The sequence below is a fragment of the Roseobacter sp. MED193 genome (assembly GCF_000152965.1).
In the GTDB taxonomy this organism is placed as follows: domain Bacteria; phylum Pseudomonadota; class Alphaproteobacteria; order Rhodobacterales; family Rhodobacteraceae; genus Pseudophaeobacter.
Window position 1 is genome coordinate 3587491 of the sequence record NZ_CH902583.1, and the last position, 16089, is coordinate 3603579.

The following is a 16089-nucleotide window of genomic DNA, read 5'->3' on the forward strand; positions in this document are numbered from 1 at the left end:
TTCTTGCAGGTGCCATATGCCTGCTTTTGTGCCGGCACAGAGGTCAGTCGAACTTACGTGAGGGGGCCATGACCATGGCTTCGCCGACCAGTACCTTTTTACCATCCACCATGCAGCGACAATCCAGTTTGACCCGGCGTTTGTCGATGACAATATCCGTCACCTCGACCTCGGCCAGCACCAGATCACCAGGGCGCACTGGTGCGAGGAATTTCAGCGACTGGCTCATGTAGATGGTGCCATGGCCGGGCAACTGCTCGCCGATGACAGCAGAGATCAGGCCTGCCGTTAGCATACCGTGGGCGATACGGCCCTGAAAAATGGTGTCCTGAGCGTAATCGTCATCCAGATGCACCGGATTGCGGTCGGTGGAGACCTGGCTGAACATTTCTATGTCTTCATCGGTGATCACTTTGCGGACAAAGCGCGTCATGCCCATTTCGATGTCTTCGATGCAGATGGTTCCGCGTGGCATGTTGTCCAACATGGTGTCCTCCATGAGCCTTCCCCTTGGGGTGGCCTTGAAACTTTATAGCGACCATGTGGCGCTCTCTGGCAACTTTATTACTTTGCAGGTGCAGAAAATCAAGAGGTTTTTCGATAAGATCTGTCTGCTCAAAATTGTGGTCGCGCAGGTGAATCCCATAAAAAATCGGCACCGCGTTGGCTGGTGCCGATGGTCATGCCCCATTTAAGTGTCTGTGAAATAAACGTTAATACACTAACGTAGAAAACCGATACTGAAGGTTGGTGCCGAATTTTCCTGTTCGAGGTAGTCTGATAGCGCTGCGGCATCAGGCTGGGTGGTTGTTCTTGTTTCCCGCGCGGCGAGCCCGCCGGTGATAAAGAGGGAATCGATCCCCTCTCCCATGGCGCCTGCGATATCCGTATGGGGGCCGTCGCCAATCGCTAGAATATCGCCATCTGCGATATCACTGCCCATTTCGGCCAAACGACGGCGGGCGAGATCGTAGATTGGGGGGTGTGGCTTGCCAAAATAGAGGCTCTCTCCCCCCATTTCGGTATAGAGCCGGGCCAGCGCCCCGGCGCACCATTCCCGCTTTTCGCCGCGATCAACGATGATGTCGGGATTGGCGCAGAGCAGTTTGAGGCCTTTTTGCTTGGCAAACAGGAAATCGGCCCGGTTCACATCGGGATCGGCCATGGTGTCAAAGGGGCCGCAGCAAACAATGCCTTCGGCCTCTGCCAGGGGGACGCGGGTGATCTCAACTGGATCGTGGATGACATTCAGCGGCTCAAAGAAACCTTCGTCGCGTTGCCATTCCCCCATGAAATAGACCTTGCTGCCTACCGCACCGGTAAACATGGCCGAGCGCGCAGAATCGCCGGAGGTGGCGATGGTGTCATAGGCGTCATCGGGCACCCCAAACTGTGCCAGTTGGGCGGCGACGCCAGCGCGAGGTTTTGGCGAATTGGTGACCAGCACCACGATGCCGCCACGCTGGCGGTAGGCCTGTAGCGCAGCAACGGCCTCGGGGTAGGCGGTGATCCCGTTGTGGACGCAGCCCCACAGATCGACAAACAGCGCGCGATACCGGTCGGAGACCTCGGACAGGGATTGGATGATCTGGGACATGGGCTGACCTTTGAGACAGGAGGCGGATTACCTGCTGCTATGCCAAACTGGGGGGGATTTGGCCAGTCTCTCTTGCTGAGCTGTGGCGGCAAGGCCCAAACGCTGACCTAGGGTTGTGGACTGCCGCAGGGAAAAACTTGACGCTGTACCGTGAACGGGTCATCAATTCCGAGATTCTCAAGAGGTAAATTGATGAAAAACCTGACTTTAAAGATCGCCACTCTGGGGTTGTGCTTTGGGGTGACCGCCTGTGGTACCACCTACCAATTGCCCGAGATTAGCCCAGATCAGACGGCTCAGGCGTCGCAGATCTTCGCACAAGCAGCAGCAGAACCGACCAGGGCAAACCTGTCAAACGCTGCCGCCGAACGACGGTTTCGTCGTGTGGCAGCACGGATTGAACCGGTTGGGCGCAGCTATTGTGAAACCCTGACCAAGGATACACCGGGCAGCAATTGCGCGGTCGACATTGCCATTGATCGCCAGATGGATGACCGCAACGCCTATTTCACCTATCGTGAAGGCCAGCCTATCATCCGCGTCTCCCTGCCTCTGGTCAAAGACACCAGAAACGACGACGAGCTGGCCTTTGTCCTGGGGCATGAATATGGGCATCTGATTGGCAAACACACGGAAAAACAAAAGCAACAGGCCATTGCTGGCGCGATCATCGTCGGGGTGATTGCTGGGGCTGTGACCGCTGACTCCGGCGTATTTGACAGTGGGATTGTGGAAGCAGGGGTCGGGATTGGCGCTGCGGTCGGTACCTATGCCTATTCTCAGAGCTTTGAGCTGGAAAGCGATACATTGGGTACCCGTATTGCCGATGCCGCGGGTTATGATGCGGTGGAAGGCGCCAAATACTTTGCCAAGCCCGAGGACGCACGCACCACCGCCGGGAAGCTGTCCTTTTGGGGCACACATCCTCCGGATGCCAAACGGCTGGCAACTGTTCTGGCCACAGCGGATCAAATCGAAGCAAATGTTGGCTTGCAGCGGGTAGAGTGACCGCCGCCAAAACGATCAAAGAGAAAGGGCGCCCTCGGGCGCCCTTTGTTGTTTCCAAGCTGTTACTGAGGAAGTGCAGCGCGCTGCGGCTCAGACTTTGAGGTTGGGGATGATCTGCTTTTTGCGGCTCATGATGCCGGGCAGAACAACCGCGTCACCTTCGACACTGGCGTCAAAGCTCATTTCGGCGACGGTTTTTACCAGGTCATTGGGCACCAGCAGTGTGGCCTCTTCGTTCAGGATGTCGACAACAAAGAGCAGAACCTGATCAACGCCATCCTCGGATGCAACGGTGGTCATGGTTTCCATCAGGCTGGCCTTGCGATCCAGAACTACGCCAGGGGCGGTGGTTTCCAGAACCGAGACGCGGAACTTGGTGCCCTCAACCGCGTATTCCTTACTGTCCATGCGCAGAAGTTCCGCGTCAGAGAAGGAGGAGACGTCGGATTTGGCAGCAAACATATCCGCAGCATAGGCGGCGATATCGATACCCAGATCTGCTGCCAGCTTTTCGGCAACGGCGCGGTCGTGATCGGTGGTGGTCGGAGAGCGGAACTCCAGCGTGTCCGACAGGATGCAGGTCAGCGCGGCGCCTTTGACAGCTTCTGGCATCTTGGCCATGTCGTCACCGATCAGGTCATTCATGATGGTGGCGGTGCAGGCCAGCGGGCGGATGGTGATGTCGATGGGGCCTTTGGTTTCCAGGCCGCCGACCAGCTTGTGGTGGTCGATGATGGCCTGAACATCGGCGCCATTGATATTGGCGGGCAGCTCGGCAGGATTGTTGGTGTCAACAATGACAACCGCCTGATCGTCGGCCACATCGGCGATGATCTCCGGCTTGTCCAGGTTCCAGCGCTGCAGCATGAAGGCAGCTTCGGTGTTTGGCTCACCCAGTAGTTTGGCTTCGGCAGCGACGCCTTTGATCTCATTCAGATACCAGGCCCAGATAATGGGAGAGCCGGTGGAATCGGTGTCGGGGGATTTATGGCCAAAAACTTGGACGGTCATGATGCGATCCTATGAAGAAATGAGAGTTTGCGGGCCTTATATCAGGGAGAAATCACTTGTCACCCCACCAGAGCCGCAATGCGGCAATGTGGTTAGCGCAGTGCTGCCGGTGGGCAGCGGGAGCCGTCGTGACCGGTGCTTTGATCTGAGCCTTAGAACGCGGCGCGTGTTAGGCTATAGCCTTGATCTTTCAACAGTTTGAGAACACCGGTTTCCCCCGGCAGATGCAGAGTGCCAACAGCAACCACCAGGTTGTTGCCTGCGCTGGCTTCGATGACCGGGATCCAGGCCTTATTTCGGCGCACGAGCAGATCATCCATGGCCTTATCCCAAAGGAGCTTTGCCTCTTCTTCGACGAAGACGGCGCTTTGATAGAACCGCCGCTCAGTCATTGCCAGATAGTGCCAGGCGGTTTCCTCAAAGTAGCTGTGTGCGAGAGTGACGTATTCGTCAGTTCCCTGTCCCATCAAGCTGAGGGTGAGTTGAATTTGGCGAACCTGTTCATCCAACGGGTCGGAATTCATGGACTGAAAGACGTCTATTGGGTCCTCCAGGGATTTCATGGCGATGTCCGCCGCTTGGGCTTGCTTTTGCAAGCGCTTGTCCAGGCCCAACTCTTTTGCGTTCGTACCTTTGAGGCAGAGCGGCAGCGACACCGAAGCGGCTAAAAACCAGGGCCGCATTTTTGCCGCCATCCAGCTGGGGATGCCATGCTTTTGCGCAAGCCCAGCCAGGACTGACCAATCCGCCGGGGGGAGACGGTCAATCAGCGTAGGGCCCTTGGTTATGAACATGAGTTCAGGTAAACTGGCAAGGCGTGGCTTCAGGGCCTTTTCGTCGTCGGGGCTCACCTCAAGCAGAAGGTGATCTGCCGCTGCAATGACCGGTGCCAGCCTTGCTGCGACTTCCTCCATGCGGGGATCATTCAAATGCATGGTTCCAATGACATGGATCTTACGATCTCCACGCTGGGCAATCCAGTGATTGCCCTCGACAAAGGGGGCATCGGCGATCCTGGTCGTGATCCAGCTTTGATCCTCAGGTGTCAACGTTTCGCGTAGATCAGCGCCGGTGCAGGCAGCCTGGGCCCAGGCGGGCAGCAACAGGAAAACAAGTGAAATTAGTAGCCGCATGGTTTCTCCGTGAAAATCGCTGATGTGCGCTCTGATGTCGCCGTCACGTAGTGTAAGATTAGTGGGTTAGGTGGCCGGGCCGTTGCGCGATGCCGCTACTGGAAGGCGGCGCGCTCTAAGCGATAGCCCTGTTGTTTCAACAAATTGAGGATCCCATCGCTGCCCGGAAGATGCGCCGCCCCCACCGCGATTAAAACGCGCTGGTCCTTGATCTGTCGAATGGTTTTCATCCAAAGTCTGTTGCGCCAGCCCAGCATGTTACCGTTGAAGGCGCGATCCAACCGGGTGAGTTCTTTGGCCGAAACATTAATGTACCGACTGGCAATCCTTGGTTCCAATAGAAAGGCCTGCCAGACGCTTTCGTCAAAATAGGCCTCAACCGCTGTGGCGTCTTCGGGGGCATCGGATAGTAGGAGGGCGACCTCATTTTCAAGCATCCGTACCTGGTCTCGCAGTGGCATCCGTGCCAGAGCAGTGAACCCTGTGCCAGCACTTTCCAGCCCGGCAACGGGGATGCGTTTGCGGATGGCGAAACGCTCGATCCGATCGTCCAGTCCGCGTCTGAGGCCAAAACCGTAGGGGCGGCAGCCGCCGGGAATCATATAGAGGCTCAAGGCCCAGGGCTGCATTTTTTGAATAGTCTCCATGTCAGCATTCGACATTGCAGCAAAGAGCTCGAATTGCTCCCAGCCTTTCTGGGTCATGAGTTGTTGCAGCTTACGGCCACGCGGCAGCAAATACGCCTCGGGCCTCTTGCTGGCGTGATCCTTGGCTTTCTCCATTTCGCTGCGTGTTACTTCAAAATAAACCGCATCGGCCTGCGCGATGACAGGTCGCAGACGATTCATGACACGCGCCATGCGGCTATCACCACTATGCATCGTGCCAATGATATGCAGCCTTTGCTCTCCCTTACTGGCAATCCAGTGATTACCAGAAGAAAAGGGCGTTGCCGCCATCTGCCTGTCAAGCCATGCTTTTTCAGCGGCGGGCAGATGATTGCGCATATCTGCGCCACGACAGGCAGCCTGGGCCGATGCTGCGGTCACCAAAAGTGTAATGAGAATTGCTAATGCGCGGATCATGGGACTGCTCTCGTGAGATTCGTTATTCAGGAGCTAGGAGGGTAAGCTGCGAAATAGCAAGAAGATAACTCAGCTTTAAGGTGAGGGCGGCTAAGGTGCCACAGGGCGATCTATGGCGCTTGAAATGCTGCTGCCAACCTGCCAAGCATCGCAAATGGACCGCGAAGATCAACTATACCCCCCAGTAAAAGCTCTGCTGCAGGCGCAGGGCTATGAGGTCAAGGGGGAGGTGGGCGCTGCGGATGTGATGGCGAAACGCGGCGATGAAGACCCTGTCATTGTGGAATTGAAGCTGCGCTTTTCGCTGTCGCTGTTTCATCAGGCAATTGCGCGTCAGTCGGTAACTGACTTGGTCTATATCGCGGTGCCCAGGCCCAAGGGCCGTCAGGCAAAGCGCATGCTCAAGGACAATACTGCCATGTGTCGCCGCCTGGGCTTGGGGTTGATCACGGTTCTGCCGGATGGCCGCTGCGAAGTACACTGCGATCCGGGCCCCTATGCGCCGCGCAAATCAAAGAAACGACAGCAAAGGCTGTTGCGAGAGTTCCAGCGCCTGCAGGGCGACCCAAATGCCGGCGGTGCCACCCGCCATGGTATTGTCACCACCTATCGCCAGGACGCCCTGCGCTGCGCGGCGCATTTGGCCGAAGTGGGGGCCACCAAGGGCTCAGAGGTGGCCAAGGCCACCGGGGTTGGTCGCGCCACTAACCTGATGTCCACCAATCACTATGGCTGGTTTGAACGGGTCGAAAAGGGCATCTACCAATTGACCGAAGCTGGCCGCGAGGGGCTGAAACACTGGGCCTATAGTTGGGAGCCAAAGGAGATACAGTCCGCCAAAGAGGGGCTGGATTGACCCGACCAAGCCCCAGTGCAGGGCTGGCTTTCGTGAATTGCTAGAATTTTCTTTCCCATTTTGGTTGACTCACGCGCGAGTGCTGCCTAGCTATTCGTCCGTTAGCACTCATCAGGTGTGAGTGATAACGCCCTCTGCGGGGAGCAGGGGGAGACAGAGATAACAACCTTTGAGCCTTATAAGGAGCTGCAAAGATGGCATTGAAACCACTCCACGATCGCGTGCTGGTTCGTCGTACCGAAAGCGAAGAAAAAACTGCTGGCGGTCTGATCATTCCTGAATCCGCCAAAGAAAAGCCCAGCGAAGGCCAGGTCGTCGCTACCGGCGAAGGTGCACGCAAAGACAACGGTGAGCTGATCGCAATGGCTGTTTCCGCTGGCGACACCATCCTGTTCGGCAAATGGTCCGGCACCGAAGTCACCGTCGACGGCGAAGAGCTGCTGATGATGAAAGAAAGCGACATCATGGGCATCATCGAGTAAGCCACCGGGATTTCCCAACTGGCTTCTCTGATTCCAAATATCGCTAAAAAACACAGATTTTCTCGAGGAGAATAAAACATGGCTGCTAAGGACGTCAAATTCGACACCGATGCCCGCAACCGTATGCTCGCCGGCGTAAACGTACTGGCTGACGCGGTTAAAGTGACCCTGGGCCCCAAAGGCCGTAACGTGGTTCTGGACAAATCTTTCGGCGCACCGCGCATCACCAAAGATGGTGTGTCCGTTGCCAAAGAGATCGAACTGGAAGACAAGTTCGAAAACATGGGCGCCCAGATGGTGAAGGAAGTTGCTTCCCGTACCAACGACGAAGCAGGCGACGGCACCACCACCGCCACCGTTCTGGCCCAGGCGATCGTCAAAGAAGGTCTGAAGCAGGTTGCTGCTGGCCTGAACCCAATGGATCTGAAGCGCGGCATCGACCTGGCAACTGCCAAAGTCGTCGAAGGCATCAAAGCCTCTGCCCGTGACGTAAAAGACTCTGCTGAAGTTGCGCAAGTGGGCACCATCTCCGCCAACGGCGAAGAAGCCATCGGCCAGCAGATCGCAGATGCGATGCAGAAAGTCGGCAACGAGGGTGTTATCACCGTCGAAGAAAACAAAGGCCTGGAAACAGAGACCGATGTTGTTGAAGGCATGCAGTTCGACCGCGGCTACCTGAGCCCCTATTTCGTGACCAATGCTGACAAGATGATTGCAGATCTCGACGACTGCATGATCCTGCTGCACGAAAAGAAACTGTCTTCTCTGCAGTCCATGGTTCCACTGCTCGAGCAGGTGATCCAGTCGCAGAAACCTCTGCTGATCATTGCTGAGGACGTTGAAGGCGAAGCCCTGGCAACTCTGGTTGTGAACAAACTGCGTGGCGGTCTGAAAATTGCTGCTGTTAAAGCCCCTGGTTTCGGCGACCGCCGCAAAGCCATGCTGCAGGACATCGCGATCCTGACCGGTGGCCAGGTGATCTCGGAAGATCTGGGCATGAAGCTCGAGTCCGTCACCATGGACATGCTGGGCACCGCCAAGAAGGTCGAAATCACCAAAGACGAGACCACCATCGTTGATGGTGCAGGTGCCAAAGCCGAGATCGAAGCCCGCGTTGGCCAGATCCGCGCTCAGATCGAAGAAACCACTTCTGACTACGACCGTGAAAAGCTGCAAGAGCGCGTTGCCAAACTGGCCGGCGGTGTTGCTGTGATCCGCGTTGGCGGCATGACCGAAGTGGAAGTGAAAGAGCGCAAAGACCGCGTTGACGATGCACTGAACGCGACCCGCGCGGCCGTTCAGGAAGGCGTCATCGTTGGTGGTGGTGTTGCTCTGGTTCAGGCTGGTAAAGCTCTGGCCGGTTTGGAAGGCGCCAACGCTGACCAGAACGCTGGTATCGTGATCGTCAAGAAAGCCATCGAAGCGCCTCTGCGTCAGATCGCTGAGAACGCCGGTGTTGACGGTGCCGTTGTTGCCGGCAAGGTGCGCGAAAGCGACGACACCACCTTTGGTTTCAACGCTCAGACCGAAGAATATGGCGACATGTTCTCCTTTGGTGTGATCGACCCTGCCAAAGTAACCCGTACCGCGCTGGAAGATGCGGCCTCGATTGCGGGCCTGCTGATCACCACCGAAGCCATGGTTGCCGACAAACCGTCCAAAGACGGCGGCGCAGCCGGTGGCGGCATGCCCGACATGGGTGGCATGGGCGGCATGGGCGGCATGATGTAAGCATCTGCCATCCTACCGGATGAATTTGGGGTCGCCTTTGGGCGGCCCCTTTTTGTTTTTATCGATAAGAAGAGTGGCCCGCTACGCGGGCCTGCCTCCGGCGGGAATATTTTTGGAAAGGTGAATGGGAGGGCGTCAGATGGTTATGGGGCCGGATTTTTCGAGAGGTGTTCGTGAAGAAGATTTTGCAGAGGTGGATGAGCTGTTGAAGGCGGCCTTCCCCACCGATGCCGAGGCGCGATTGGTGCAGCGGCTGCGGGCAGATGGCGATATGCAGTATGAGTGTTGCAAACCCTGGGATGGAAAGATCGGTGGCTACTACGCGTTGAGCCGGATGCAGGCCCCCCAAGGCTGGGCATGTCTTGCGCCAATGGCCGTGCGGCCTGAGTGGCAGTGCGGCAGCTTGGCGGAGCAAAATCCCAATATGGAAGTCGGCGGGCCAAAGGGCGAAATCTACCGCGCGCCTTGGCGGTTCGGCAGCCGGTTGCTGCAGGAGCTGGAAGCCATCTATGAAATACCGATTGGGCGATTGCCTGCCAATGTTCCCCAAACCGTTGTCGCTCTGGGGCAGCCCTCTTTCTACGGTCGCTTCGGGTTTAGCCAGGAGCGGGCGCAGAAGCTCAAGAGTGCCTTTCCCTTAGAGCATACACTGATCCTACGGTGGCGATGATGTACCGGAGGCGGAGTTGGTTTATCCGCGTGCGTTTTCTGATCTGTAACACAAAGAATTCACTGGCCAGTTCCTGCCCTGCGCGGTAGCAGCGGCTCATGCGCCTGTTTCTTCTTGTCTGCCTCACCATGCTGGCCTTTGCCGCAAATTCCGTCCTGGGTCGTGCCGCGATTGGCGGCGGCTATATGGATGCCACCGGTTTTGGCCTGTGGCGGCTGGTGTCCGGCGCTGTGATACTAGCGCTTTTGTGCCGCATGCGCGGTTTGCAGATCTGGCGGGCTGAGCGTTTTTTGCGCCCTTCCAGCCTTTGGGGCGGTGCGGCGCTGACGCTCTACATGGCGGGGTTTACCCTAGCCTATCAGGATCTAGATGCCGGACTGGGTGCGCTGGTGCTCTTTGGTGTGGTGCAGATTTCCATGTTTCTTTGGGGGGCTGTGCGGGGCAGTCATCCCACCGTAGGGCAGGTGATTGGGGCTGTGGTGGCCTTTTCTGGGCTCGCCTATGTGATCTGGCCGCAAGAGGGCGTGGGCGTGCCGCTTGTTGCCGCGTTTCTGATGGGGCTGAGCGGGTTGGGCTGGGGGATCTACAGCCTCTTGGGGCGTGGCGCGGGGGAGCCCTTAGTGGCGACATCGGTGAACTTTGCCTGGTCCAGCGTGATGATGCTGCCCGTGCTGATGCTGGCAGGCGGTGGCACAGTCCTGACCCCCTATGGCGCGGCGCTGGCGGTGGTTTCGGGGGCGGTCACCTCGGGACTGGGCTATGCGCTGTGGTATCAGGTACTGCCGCGGGTGGAACCGGCGCAGGCGGCCACCATACAGCTGAGCGTGCCGGTGCTGGCAATCGTAGGGGGGACGCTGTTCTTGGGCGAGCCTGTTGGGCTGCGGCTGGTTCTGGGCTCCCTCGGGGTTCTCGCGGGTATTGCGCTGGTCATCTGGTTGCCAAGGCGCCGTTAAAAGGGGTTTTCTTAGGCTGGTTCCGCCCCTATTTGAGGCGCATGAGATATATTTTCAAACCCTTGCTTTTTGTCGCCTGCGGACTGATCCCAAATCTCGCCCGGGCTGACTGCGCTGTGCTCTTGCACGGGTTGGCCCGTTCTGAGACCTCATTTGTGGTCATGGAACAGGTGCTGAAGATGCAGGGTTATCAGGTAGAGCGACCGGGGTATGACTCGACGCAGTATTCCGTGGCTGAATTGGCCGATCAGGTTTTACCCAAGGCCGTCGCCGCCTGTGGCGACGATCAGCCGATCCATTTTGTCACCCATTCCATGGGGGGAATATTGCTGCGCCAGTATCTGAAGGATCCGTCGCATCGCCCTGCGCGCCTGGGGCGCACTGTTATGCTGGGCCCGCCCAACCAAGGCAGCGAAGTGGTTGATGAGCTGGGCGATTGGGCGGTTTTTGGCATGATCAACGGGCCGGCTGGGCAGAGCCTTGGCACCAGTCAAGACAGCCTGCCCAAGATGCTGCCAGCGGCGGATTTCCCATTGGGTATCATTGCAGGCAATCAATCTATCAGCCCGGTGTTCTCGGCTCTCATACCAGGCGAGGATGACGGAAAGGTCTCCGTCGATAGTACGCGCCTTGAAGGCATGAAGGACCATATGGTCTTGCCTGTCACCCATACATTCATGATGAATGACCCATTGGTCATTGCTCAGGTGGGAAGTTTTCTGGGCCAGGGCAGGTTTGATCCGGAGATCACTTGGCTGGATGCGCTGAATGCCGCAATTGCGGGCAGCTGTATCGGAGCGGATTGTGGCTATGGATTGAAATCTGACAACCAACAGGAGCCTGTGCATCAATGACCTCGCTGAACTTGACTCTGCAGGGGGCGGATCTCCTGACACCCGAAGGGCTGCAAATCCGCGGCGAGCTTGCCTTTGGCGCTGGGGTCATTTTGGCCGAGCCACAGGGGCGGGCGGTGGATCTGTCCGGATACTTGGTTTTGCCCGGCATTATTGACCCTCATGGCGATGGATTTGAACGGCATCTTGCACCACGGCGTGGCGCGATGAAACAGATGGCCGAGGGGGTCGTCGCCGTGGAGGCTGAACTGGCGGCAAATGGCATGACAACAGCTGTGTTAGCACAGTTTTACAGCTGGGAAGGGGGCTTGCGCAGTCCAGATTATGCCGGGCAAGTCTTTGAGGCTGTGGCGCAGGTGCGCGGGGATCTGGTAACGGATCTCGTGCCGCAACTCCGGTTTGAAACCCATATGTTGGATGACTATGCGCGGCTGCCGAGCCTGATCTCCCAATGGGGGCTCTCCTATATCGTTTTTAATGATCACCTGCCGCATGACCGTCTGGCCCAGGGCAAAAAGCCGCCGCGTTTGACTGGCCAGGCTCTGAAGGCGGGGCGCAACCCGGATAAGCACTTTGAAATGCTACTTGAGATGCACCGCCGCAACGCAGAGGTCCCCGCAGCGCTAGAGACGCTTTGTTCGCAGCTGCGCGCCAGCGGGCTGCGGATTGGTAGCCATGACGATCAAACCGCCATTGATCGTGCCACATGGCGCGCACGCGGAGCTGAGATCAGCGAGTTTCCCGAAACTCAGGAAGCTGCAGAGGCTGCGCGGGCAGGGAGAGATCATATCATCCTGGGCGCGCCGAATGTGGTGCGGGGCGGTTCACACAAAGGCAATGCCTCGGCGTTGGATCTGATCGCTATGGGACTGTGCGATGCGCTGGCCTCAGATTATCACTACCCAAGTCCACGTAGGGCTGCCTTGATGCTGGCCCGTTCGGGTGTGTTGGATCTGACAACGGCCTGGGGGTTGGTCTCCTCTGGTCCGGCGCGGCTGTTGGGGATGAGCGATCGCGGCGATTTCACCCCTGGCAAACGCGCCGATATGGTGATCCTGGATAAGTCAAGCGAACGGGTGGCTGCAACCCTGTCAGGGGGGCGGGTGAGCTACATGTCTGGTGAGGTCGCGACCCGGTTTATGGGGTAGCGAGTGCAGGCCTGGGCGAAGAAACTGGCACAGGTTTTTAATGCTTTGGCGCTCAGCTATCTGGGTGTGGCCTTATTGGCGAATAGAGGAGGGCCAGTATCGTCTTTTGCTGCGCCTCGGAAGGCAGCCTGCAGAATGGGTCGATACAACCGTCGCGCGATATTGGTTTGAGGTTACAATGAAGCTGCTTTTCCAAGGAATATGGCTTGCGGGATTCTTCTCTTGGGTGGTGTGCTACCTGTGGCGTGAATGGCGCAAGGCACAAGAAACCAAGGACGCCGCTGACTGAGTTCTTCCTCTAAGGGAACGCCAGTCGTTGCCTCTGCCCGCGGGCGAAATCACAGCGCCTGTCCATGGGGCGGACAGGCGCTGCGCGGGCCTTGGGCCGAGCAAGGCAAGGACTGCCCAATGGGCGGGCGGGCAAAGTTAAGTGGCGCGTTACTTTGCCTGTGCGGGGCGCCGAATCCTGTTTACATGGGCCATCTTGCGGCCAGGCTTGGCCTCGGCTTTGCCATAGAGATGCAGAGCACAGTCCGGCTCTTTGGCCAACTCGGGCAGGCGATCTATGTCCGCGCCGATGAGGTTTTCCATAACTATGTCCGAATGGCGCTGGCCATCGCCTAGTGGCCAGCCGGCAACCGCACGGATGTGCTGCTCAAACTGATCTACAGCGCAACCGTTCTGGGTCCAATGGCCAGAATTATGCACGCGTGGCGCGATTTCATTTACGATCAGTCCCTGCGGTGTGACAAAAAGCTCGACCCCCAGAACGCCAACATAGTCCAGCGCGTTCAGGACCTTGGCAGCCAAAAGTACCGCGTCCATGCGTTGGCTGGCGCTGAGGCGCGCAGGAACGGTGGTGGTATGCAGGATGCCATTACGGTGGACATTTTCACCGGGATCAAAACAGGCAACTTCACCGGTGATGCCACGGGCGGCAATAACAGAGACCTCATGGCTGAAATTGACAAAACCCTCCAGTACGGAGGGTGCACCTGCCATAGCCGCGAGGGCGTCCTCTGTCTGATCGGGCGACATGATCCGGGCCTGGCCTTTGCCGTCATAGCCAAAGCGCCGGGTTTTCAGGATCGCAGGTGTACCGATCTCTGCCAAAGCGGCCTTTAGGCTGGCGGCATCGGTGATATCGGCAAAAGGCGCGATTTTCAGATCGAGGCCTTTCAGGAAGGTCTTTTCCGTCAGGCGGTCCTGGCTGATGCGCAGGGCCTCGCGGCCGGGGCGAATGGGGCCATGGGCTTCGATGATGTCCAGGGCCGCCGTAGGGATGTTTTCAAACTCATAGGTGATCACATCGACAGAATTGGCAAAGGCCAACAGGGCCGCGCTGTCCTCATAGCCAGCGGTGGTAACCTGATCCGCCACCTGTCCTGCGGGTGGATTGGAGCCGGGTTCAAAAATATGAGTCTTGAAGCCCAGGCGAGAAGCCGCAACCGAGAGCATACGGCCCAGCTGGCCGCCGCCGAGGATACCAATCGTGGCGCCGGGTTTCAGGGCTTCAGTCATCGACGGGCTCCTCGGGGATGGAGGCAGAAAGCGCTTGGCGCCAAGCGTCCAGGCGCGCGGCCAGGGCTGGATCCTGCAGGGCGAGGATCCCGGCAGCCATCAGCCCGGCATTGGCGGCGCCAGCGGCTCCAATTGCCATGGTCGCAACTGGAAAGCCCTTTGGCATCTGCACAATCGAATAAAGGGAATCGACGCCAGAGAGGGCGCGGGTCTGAACTGGTACGCCGACAACCGGCACCCGGGTTTTGGAGGCAACCATGCCGGGCAAATGCGCAGCTCCGCCTGCGCCAGCAATAATCACCTGCAAACCGCGTTCCGCCGCTGACTTTCCGTATGACCAAAGCCGGTCAGGGGTGCGGTGGGCTGAGACGATCTTGGCCTCATAGGGAACGCCGAGCTCATCCAGGAGCGTGGCGGCTTCTTTCATCGTTGGCCAGTCTGATTGACTTCCCATGATGATGCCCACTTTGATGTCGCTGGGGGTGTTTGGCATGTGATTTGTCCTGTCATGCCGCAGTCCCCGTTGGTGGAGAGCTGCTGGGGTGGAAGGAAGCCGCACTATAGTCAAACTTCCCTGTGGTGCAATGCGACAATGCTACGAGAGTGGGCTGCGCGTTTAGGGTTTTTGATAAGGTTAAGATCGGTGCGCAAAGGTGGCACTCCTGCCAAGAAAAGAAGGGGCGCGACCGTTTGGGTAAGAAAAAGGGGGGGGCTCCCGTCCAGGCAAAATGGCAGCAAGCTGCCATATGCCTGGTTGGGCATGGCACCGCGCATGGCGCGACATGTCGCGCCAAAGCAGCGCGCCGACAGGCGCGCTGCCGGGCCCAAGGGGCTGGTGGGGTGGCCTTGCCACCACTGCTGCCGCGCGGGAGAGCTTGCTTGGCGGTGCCAATCAAGCGGGTTATTTCCATGTCGGGCGGGGAGGGCTAGGCGATGATGTCGGGGGTCAACCGGTCTTCTATCTGTGAGATTCGATCCTTGAGCCCCAATTTCTGCTTTTTCAGTCGCCGGATGGTCAGTTGGTCGCTGGTGCCGCGTTCCTGCAGGGCAATGATTGCTTCGTCTAGATCTCGATGCTGCCTCCGAAACACTTCCAGTTCTACTTTGAGGACCTCATCGGTTTTCATGGAAATATCGACGGAAGCATTCATGGGCGACTCAAAATACAGAAGGGTTCGGATAGGGTTCAAGATACTTCTTTAACGTCTTTTCCGCTAGACCTTGCAGCCATAGTCTTGAGAATTCGAGAAAAGTTACCATATTCTAGACAGGCGGTTGCCGCTACGGGACCGCAGATCAACGTCGCTTTGCAGCAAAAGGACGATATACGTGTCGAAACTCACTCTGGGGTCTTACCCGCATATGCTGGGGTTTGAGCAGTTGGAACGCCTTCTGGAGCGTTCTGCCAAATCCGGAAATGAGGGCTACCCGCCTTATAATATTGAACAAACTTCCGACTTTTCTTACCGTATCACCCTCGCGGTGGCGGGGTTTGCCGAGCAAGACCTGGCCATTACAGTCGAGGATCGCCAGTTGGTGATCCGGGGGCGTCAGGGTGATGAGAGCGACGGGCGGGTTTTTCTGCACCGAGGAATCGCTGCGCGGCAATTCCAGCGCATGTTTGTGCTGGCCGATGGTGTCGACGTCGGCGAAGCCGTGATGGAAAACGGGCTGTTGCATGTCGACCTTACCCGGTCACGTCCAGAAACAGTTGTGCAAACAATCAATATCAAGAAGGGTTAAGAGATATGCATACGCCTGTAGACACACCCATGCCTGAAGTTTCTGGCCTCCGTATCGTCTATGTCAAAACGGTCGCTGTGGGGGATCTGCCCAAGGACATGCAGGCCAGCGCCGAAGGCCGGGATCATCTTTATGCGGTGCATGACGCCGAGGGGGAACAGTTGGCCGTTGTCACCGATCGTAAACTGGCCTTCGCACTGGCGCGGCAAAACGATTTTTCTCCAGTTGCGGTGCACTGATCTGCAGTCCGCGCAGGTTGGTGCTCAAACCAGTTGGTCCTGCAAAAATCGCTTAGCT

At 57.7% G+C, this 16089-nt stretch carries 18 protein-coding genes; 10 read left to right on the top strand and 8 right to left on the bottom strand.

Translation table 11 applies throughout. The features are described from left to right. Positions 1-43: 43 nt before the first annotated feature. Entirely contained in the window at positions 44-487 is a 444-nt protein-coding gene (locus MED193_RS19585; protein WP_039967094.1) for a MaoC family dehydratase, read from the bottom strand. A 234-nt stretch (positions 488-721) separates the two neighbouring features. Continuing rightward, positions 722-1597 (bottom strand): TIGR01459 family HAD-type hydrolase, encoded by an 876-nt coding sequence (locus MED193_RS19595; RefSeq protein WP_009811519.1) that lies wholly within the window; start codon positions 1595-1597, stop codon positions 722-724. A gap of 192 nt (positions 1598-1789) precedes the next feature. On the opposite strand from MED193_RS19595, the gene MED193_RS19600 reads away from it, so the two are divergent. Beyond that, a complete protein-coding gene (locus tag MED193_RS19600) occupies positions 1790-2605 on the top strand; it encodes a M48 family metallopeptidase (protein WP_009811520.1) in 816 nt (271 codons plus the stop codon). A 90-nt stretch (positions 2606-2695) separates the two neighbouring features. On the opposite strand, the gene MED193_RS19605 is transcribed toward MED193_RS19600, so the two are convergent. The 3 genes from MED193_RS19605 to MED193_RS19615 all read right to left on the bottom strand — a co-directional run bounded on the left by MED193_RS19605 (position 2696) and on the right by MED193_RS19615 (position 5834). Continuing rightward, positions 2696-3616, bottom strand: a complete 921-nt coding sequence (locus tag MED193_RS19605) for a manganese-dependent inorganic pyrophosphatase (RefSeq protein WP_009811521.1) — start codon at positions 3614-3616, stop codon at positions 2696-2698. Between the two features lie 152 nt (positions 3617-3768). After that, positions 3769-4749: a TraB/GumN family protein gene (locus tag MED193_RS19610; protein ID WP_009811522.1), complete on the bottom strand. Its 981-nt coding sequence runs from the start codon at positions 4747-4749 to the stop codon at positions 3769-3771. Between the two features lie 95 nt (positions 4750-4844). Further along, positions 4845-5834 carry a TraB/GumN family protein gene (locus MED193_RS19615; RefSeq protein ID WP_009811523.1) on the bottom strand — a complete coding sequence of 330 codons (990 nt, stop codon included), beginning with the start codon at positions 5832-5834 and terminating at the stop codon, positions 4845-4847. Between the two features lie 154 nt (positions 5835-5988). Here MED193_RS19615 and MED193_RS19620 point away from each other — a divergent pair, with 154 nt between their 5' ends. The 7 genes from MED193_RS19620 to MED193_RS19650 all read left to right on the top strand — a co-directional run bounded on the left by MED193_RS19620 (position 5989) and on the right by MED193_RS19650 (position 12528). Beyond that, a complete protein-coding gene (locus tag MED193_RS19620) occupies positions 5989-6690 on the top strand; it encodes a DUF2161 domain-containing phosphodiesterase (RefSeq protein WP_039967095.1) in 702 nt (233 codons plus the stop codon). A gap of 194 nt (positions 6691-6884) precedes the next feature. Further along, complete coding sequence (groES, locus tag MED193_RS19625; RefSeq protein WP_009811525.1) at positions 6885-7172, top strand: co-chaperone GroES; 288 nt, start codon at positions 6885-6887, stop codon at positions 7170-7172. Positions 7173-7250: 78 nt separating this feature from the next. Then, complete coding sequence (gene groL / locus MED193_RS19630; RefSeq protein WP_009811526.1) at positions 7251-8903, top strand: chaperonin GroEL; 1653 nt, start codon at positions 7251-7253, stop codon at positions 8901-8903. 124 nt (positions 8904-9027) lie between these two features. Next, complete coding sequence (locus MED193_RS19635) at positions 9028-9573, top strand: GNAT family N-acetyltransferase (protein WP_009811527.1); 546 nt, start codon at positions 9028-9030, stop codon at positions 9571-9573. Positions 9574-9671: 98 nt separating this feature from the next. After that, positions 9672-10526 (top strand): DMT family transporter, encoded by an 855-nt coding sequence (locus MED193_RS19640; RefSeq protein ID WP_009811528.1) that lies wholly within the window; start codon positions 9672-9674, stop codon positions 10524-10526. A 41-nt stretch (positions 10527-10567) separates the two neighbouring features. Then, positions 10568-11380 (top strand): alpha/beta fold hydrolase, encoded by an 813-nt coding sequence (locus tag MED193_RS19645; RefSeq protein WP_009811529.1) that lies wholly within the window; start codon positions 10568-10570, stop codon positions 11378-11380. After that, entirely contained in the window at positions 11377-12528 is a 1152-nt protein-coding gene (locus MED193_RS19650; protein WP_009811530.1) for an alpha-D-ribose 1-methylphosphonate 5-triphosphate diphosphatase, read from the top strand. The genes MED193_RS19645 and MED193_RS19650 overlap by 4 nt, the downstream gene beginning before the upstream one ends. A gap of 438 nt (positions 12529-12966) precedes the next feature. Here MED193_RS19650 and MED193_RS19660 read toward each other — a convergent pair whose 3' ends face one another. The 3 genes from MED193_RS19660 to MED193_RS19675 all read right to left on the bottom strand — a co-directional run bounded on the left by MED193_RS19660 (position 12967) and on the right by MED193_RS19675 (position 15200). Next, positions 12967-14049, bottom strand: coding sequence for a 5-(carboxyamino)imidazole ribonucleotide synthase (locus tag MED193_RS19660; protein ID WP_009811532.1), 1083 nt, complete (start codon positions 14047-14049; stop codon positions 12967-12969). Continuing rightward, entirely contained in the window at positions 14042-14542 is a 501-nt protein-coding gene (purE, locus tag MED193_RS19665; protein WP_009811533.1) for a 5-(carboxyamino)imidazole ribonucleotide mutase, read from the bottom strand. Before purE ends, MED193_RS19660 begins: the two co-directional genes overlap by 8 nt. A 433-nt stretch (positions 14543-14975) precedes the next feature. Continuing rightward, complete coding sequence (locus MED193_RS19675; RefSeq protein ID WP_009811535.1) at positions 14976-15200, bottom strand: YdcH family protein; 225 nt, start codon at positions 15198-15200, stop codon at positions 14976-14978. A 178-nt stretch (positions 15201-15378) separates the two neighbouring features. Between MED193_RS19675 and MED193_RS19680 the strand changes: the two genes are divergently transcribed. Beyond that, positions 15379-15792, top strand: a complete 414-nt coding sequence (locus MED193_RS19680) for an Hsp20 family protein (protein WP_198133871.1) — start codon at positions 15379-15381, stop codon at positions 15790-15792. A 5-nt stretch (positions 15793-15797) separates the two neighbouring features. Next, positions 15798-16031, top strand: a complete 234-nt coding sequence (locus MED193_RS19685) for a DUF1150 family protein (RefSeq protein ID WP_009811537.1) — start codon at positions 15798-15800, stop codon at positions 16029-16031. Positions 16032-16089 lie beyond the last annotated feature (58 nt).

Bases quoted from the DNA above. Each gene is read 5' to 3' on its own strand.
- MED193_RS19635 (WP_009811527.1), top strand. From the start codon at position 9,028: ATGGGAGGGCGTCAGATGGTTATGGGGCCGGATTTTTCGAGAGGTGTT.
- MED193_RS19615 (WP_009811523.1), bottom strand. From the start codon at position 5,834: ATGATCCGCGCATTAGCAATTCTCATTACACTTTTGGTGACCGCAGCA.
- MED193_RS19645 (WP_009811529.1), top strand. From the start codon at position 10,568: ATGAGATATATTTTCAAACCCTTGCTTTTTGTCGCCTGCGGACTGATC.
- MED193_RS19605 (WP_009811521.1), bottom strand. From the start codon at position 3,616: ATGACCGTCCAAGTTTTTGGCCATAAATCCCCCGACACCGATTCCACC.
- MED193_RS19675 (WP_009811535.1), bottom strand. From the start codon at position 15,200: ATGAATGCTTCCGTCGATATTTCCATGAAAACCGATGAGGTCCTCAAA.
- MED193_RS19600 (WP_009811520.1), top strand. From the start codon at position 1,790: ATGAAAAACCTGACTTTAAAGATCGCCACTCTGGGGTTGTGCTTTGGG.
- MED193_RS19660 (WP_009811532.1), bottom strand. From the start codon at position 14,049: ATGACTGAAGCCCTGAAACCCGGCGCCACGATTGGTATCCTCGGCGGC.
- groL (WP_009811526.1), top strand. From the start codon at position 7,251: ATGGCTGCTAAGGACGTCAAATTCGACACCGATGCCCGCAACCGTATG.
- MED193_RS19620 (WP_039967095.1), top strand. From the start codon at position 5,989: ATGGACCGCGAAGATCAACTATACCCCCCAGTAAAAGCTCTGCTGCAG.
- MED193_RS19610 (WP_009811522.1), bottom strand. From the start codon at position 4,749: ATGCGGCTACTAATTTCACTTGTTTTCCTGTTGCTGCCCGCCTGGGCC.
- MED193_RS19685 (WP_009811537.1), top strand. From the start codon at position 15,798: ATGCATACGCCTGTAGACACACCCATGCCTGAAGTTTCTGGCCTCCGT.
- MED193_RS19595 (WP_009811519.1), bottom strand. From the start codon at position 1,597: ATGTCCCAGATCATCCAATCCCTGTCCGAGGTCTCCGACCGGTATCGC.
- MED193_RS19640 (WP_009811528.1), top strand. From the start codon at position 9,672: ATGCGCCTGTTTCTTCTTGTCTGCCTCACCATGCTGGCCTTTGCCGCA.
- MED193_RS19585 (WP_039967094.1), bottom strand. From the start codon at position 487: ATGTTGGACAACATGCCACGCGGAACCATCTGCATCGAAGACATCGAA.
- MED193_RS19650 (WP_009811530.1), top strand. From the start codon at position 11,377: ATGACCTCGCTGAACTTGACTCTGCAGGGGGCGGATCTCCTGACACCC.
- purE (WP_009811533.1), bottom strand. From the start codon at position 14,542: ATGCCAAACACCCCCAGCGACATCAAAGTGGGCATCATCATGGGAAGT.
- groES (WP_009811525.1), top strand. From the start codon at position 6,885: ATGGCATTGAAACCACTCCACGATCGCGTGCTGGTTCGTCGTACCGAA.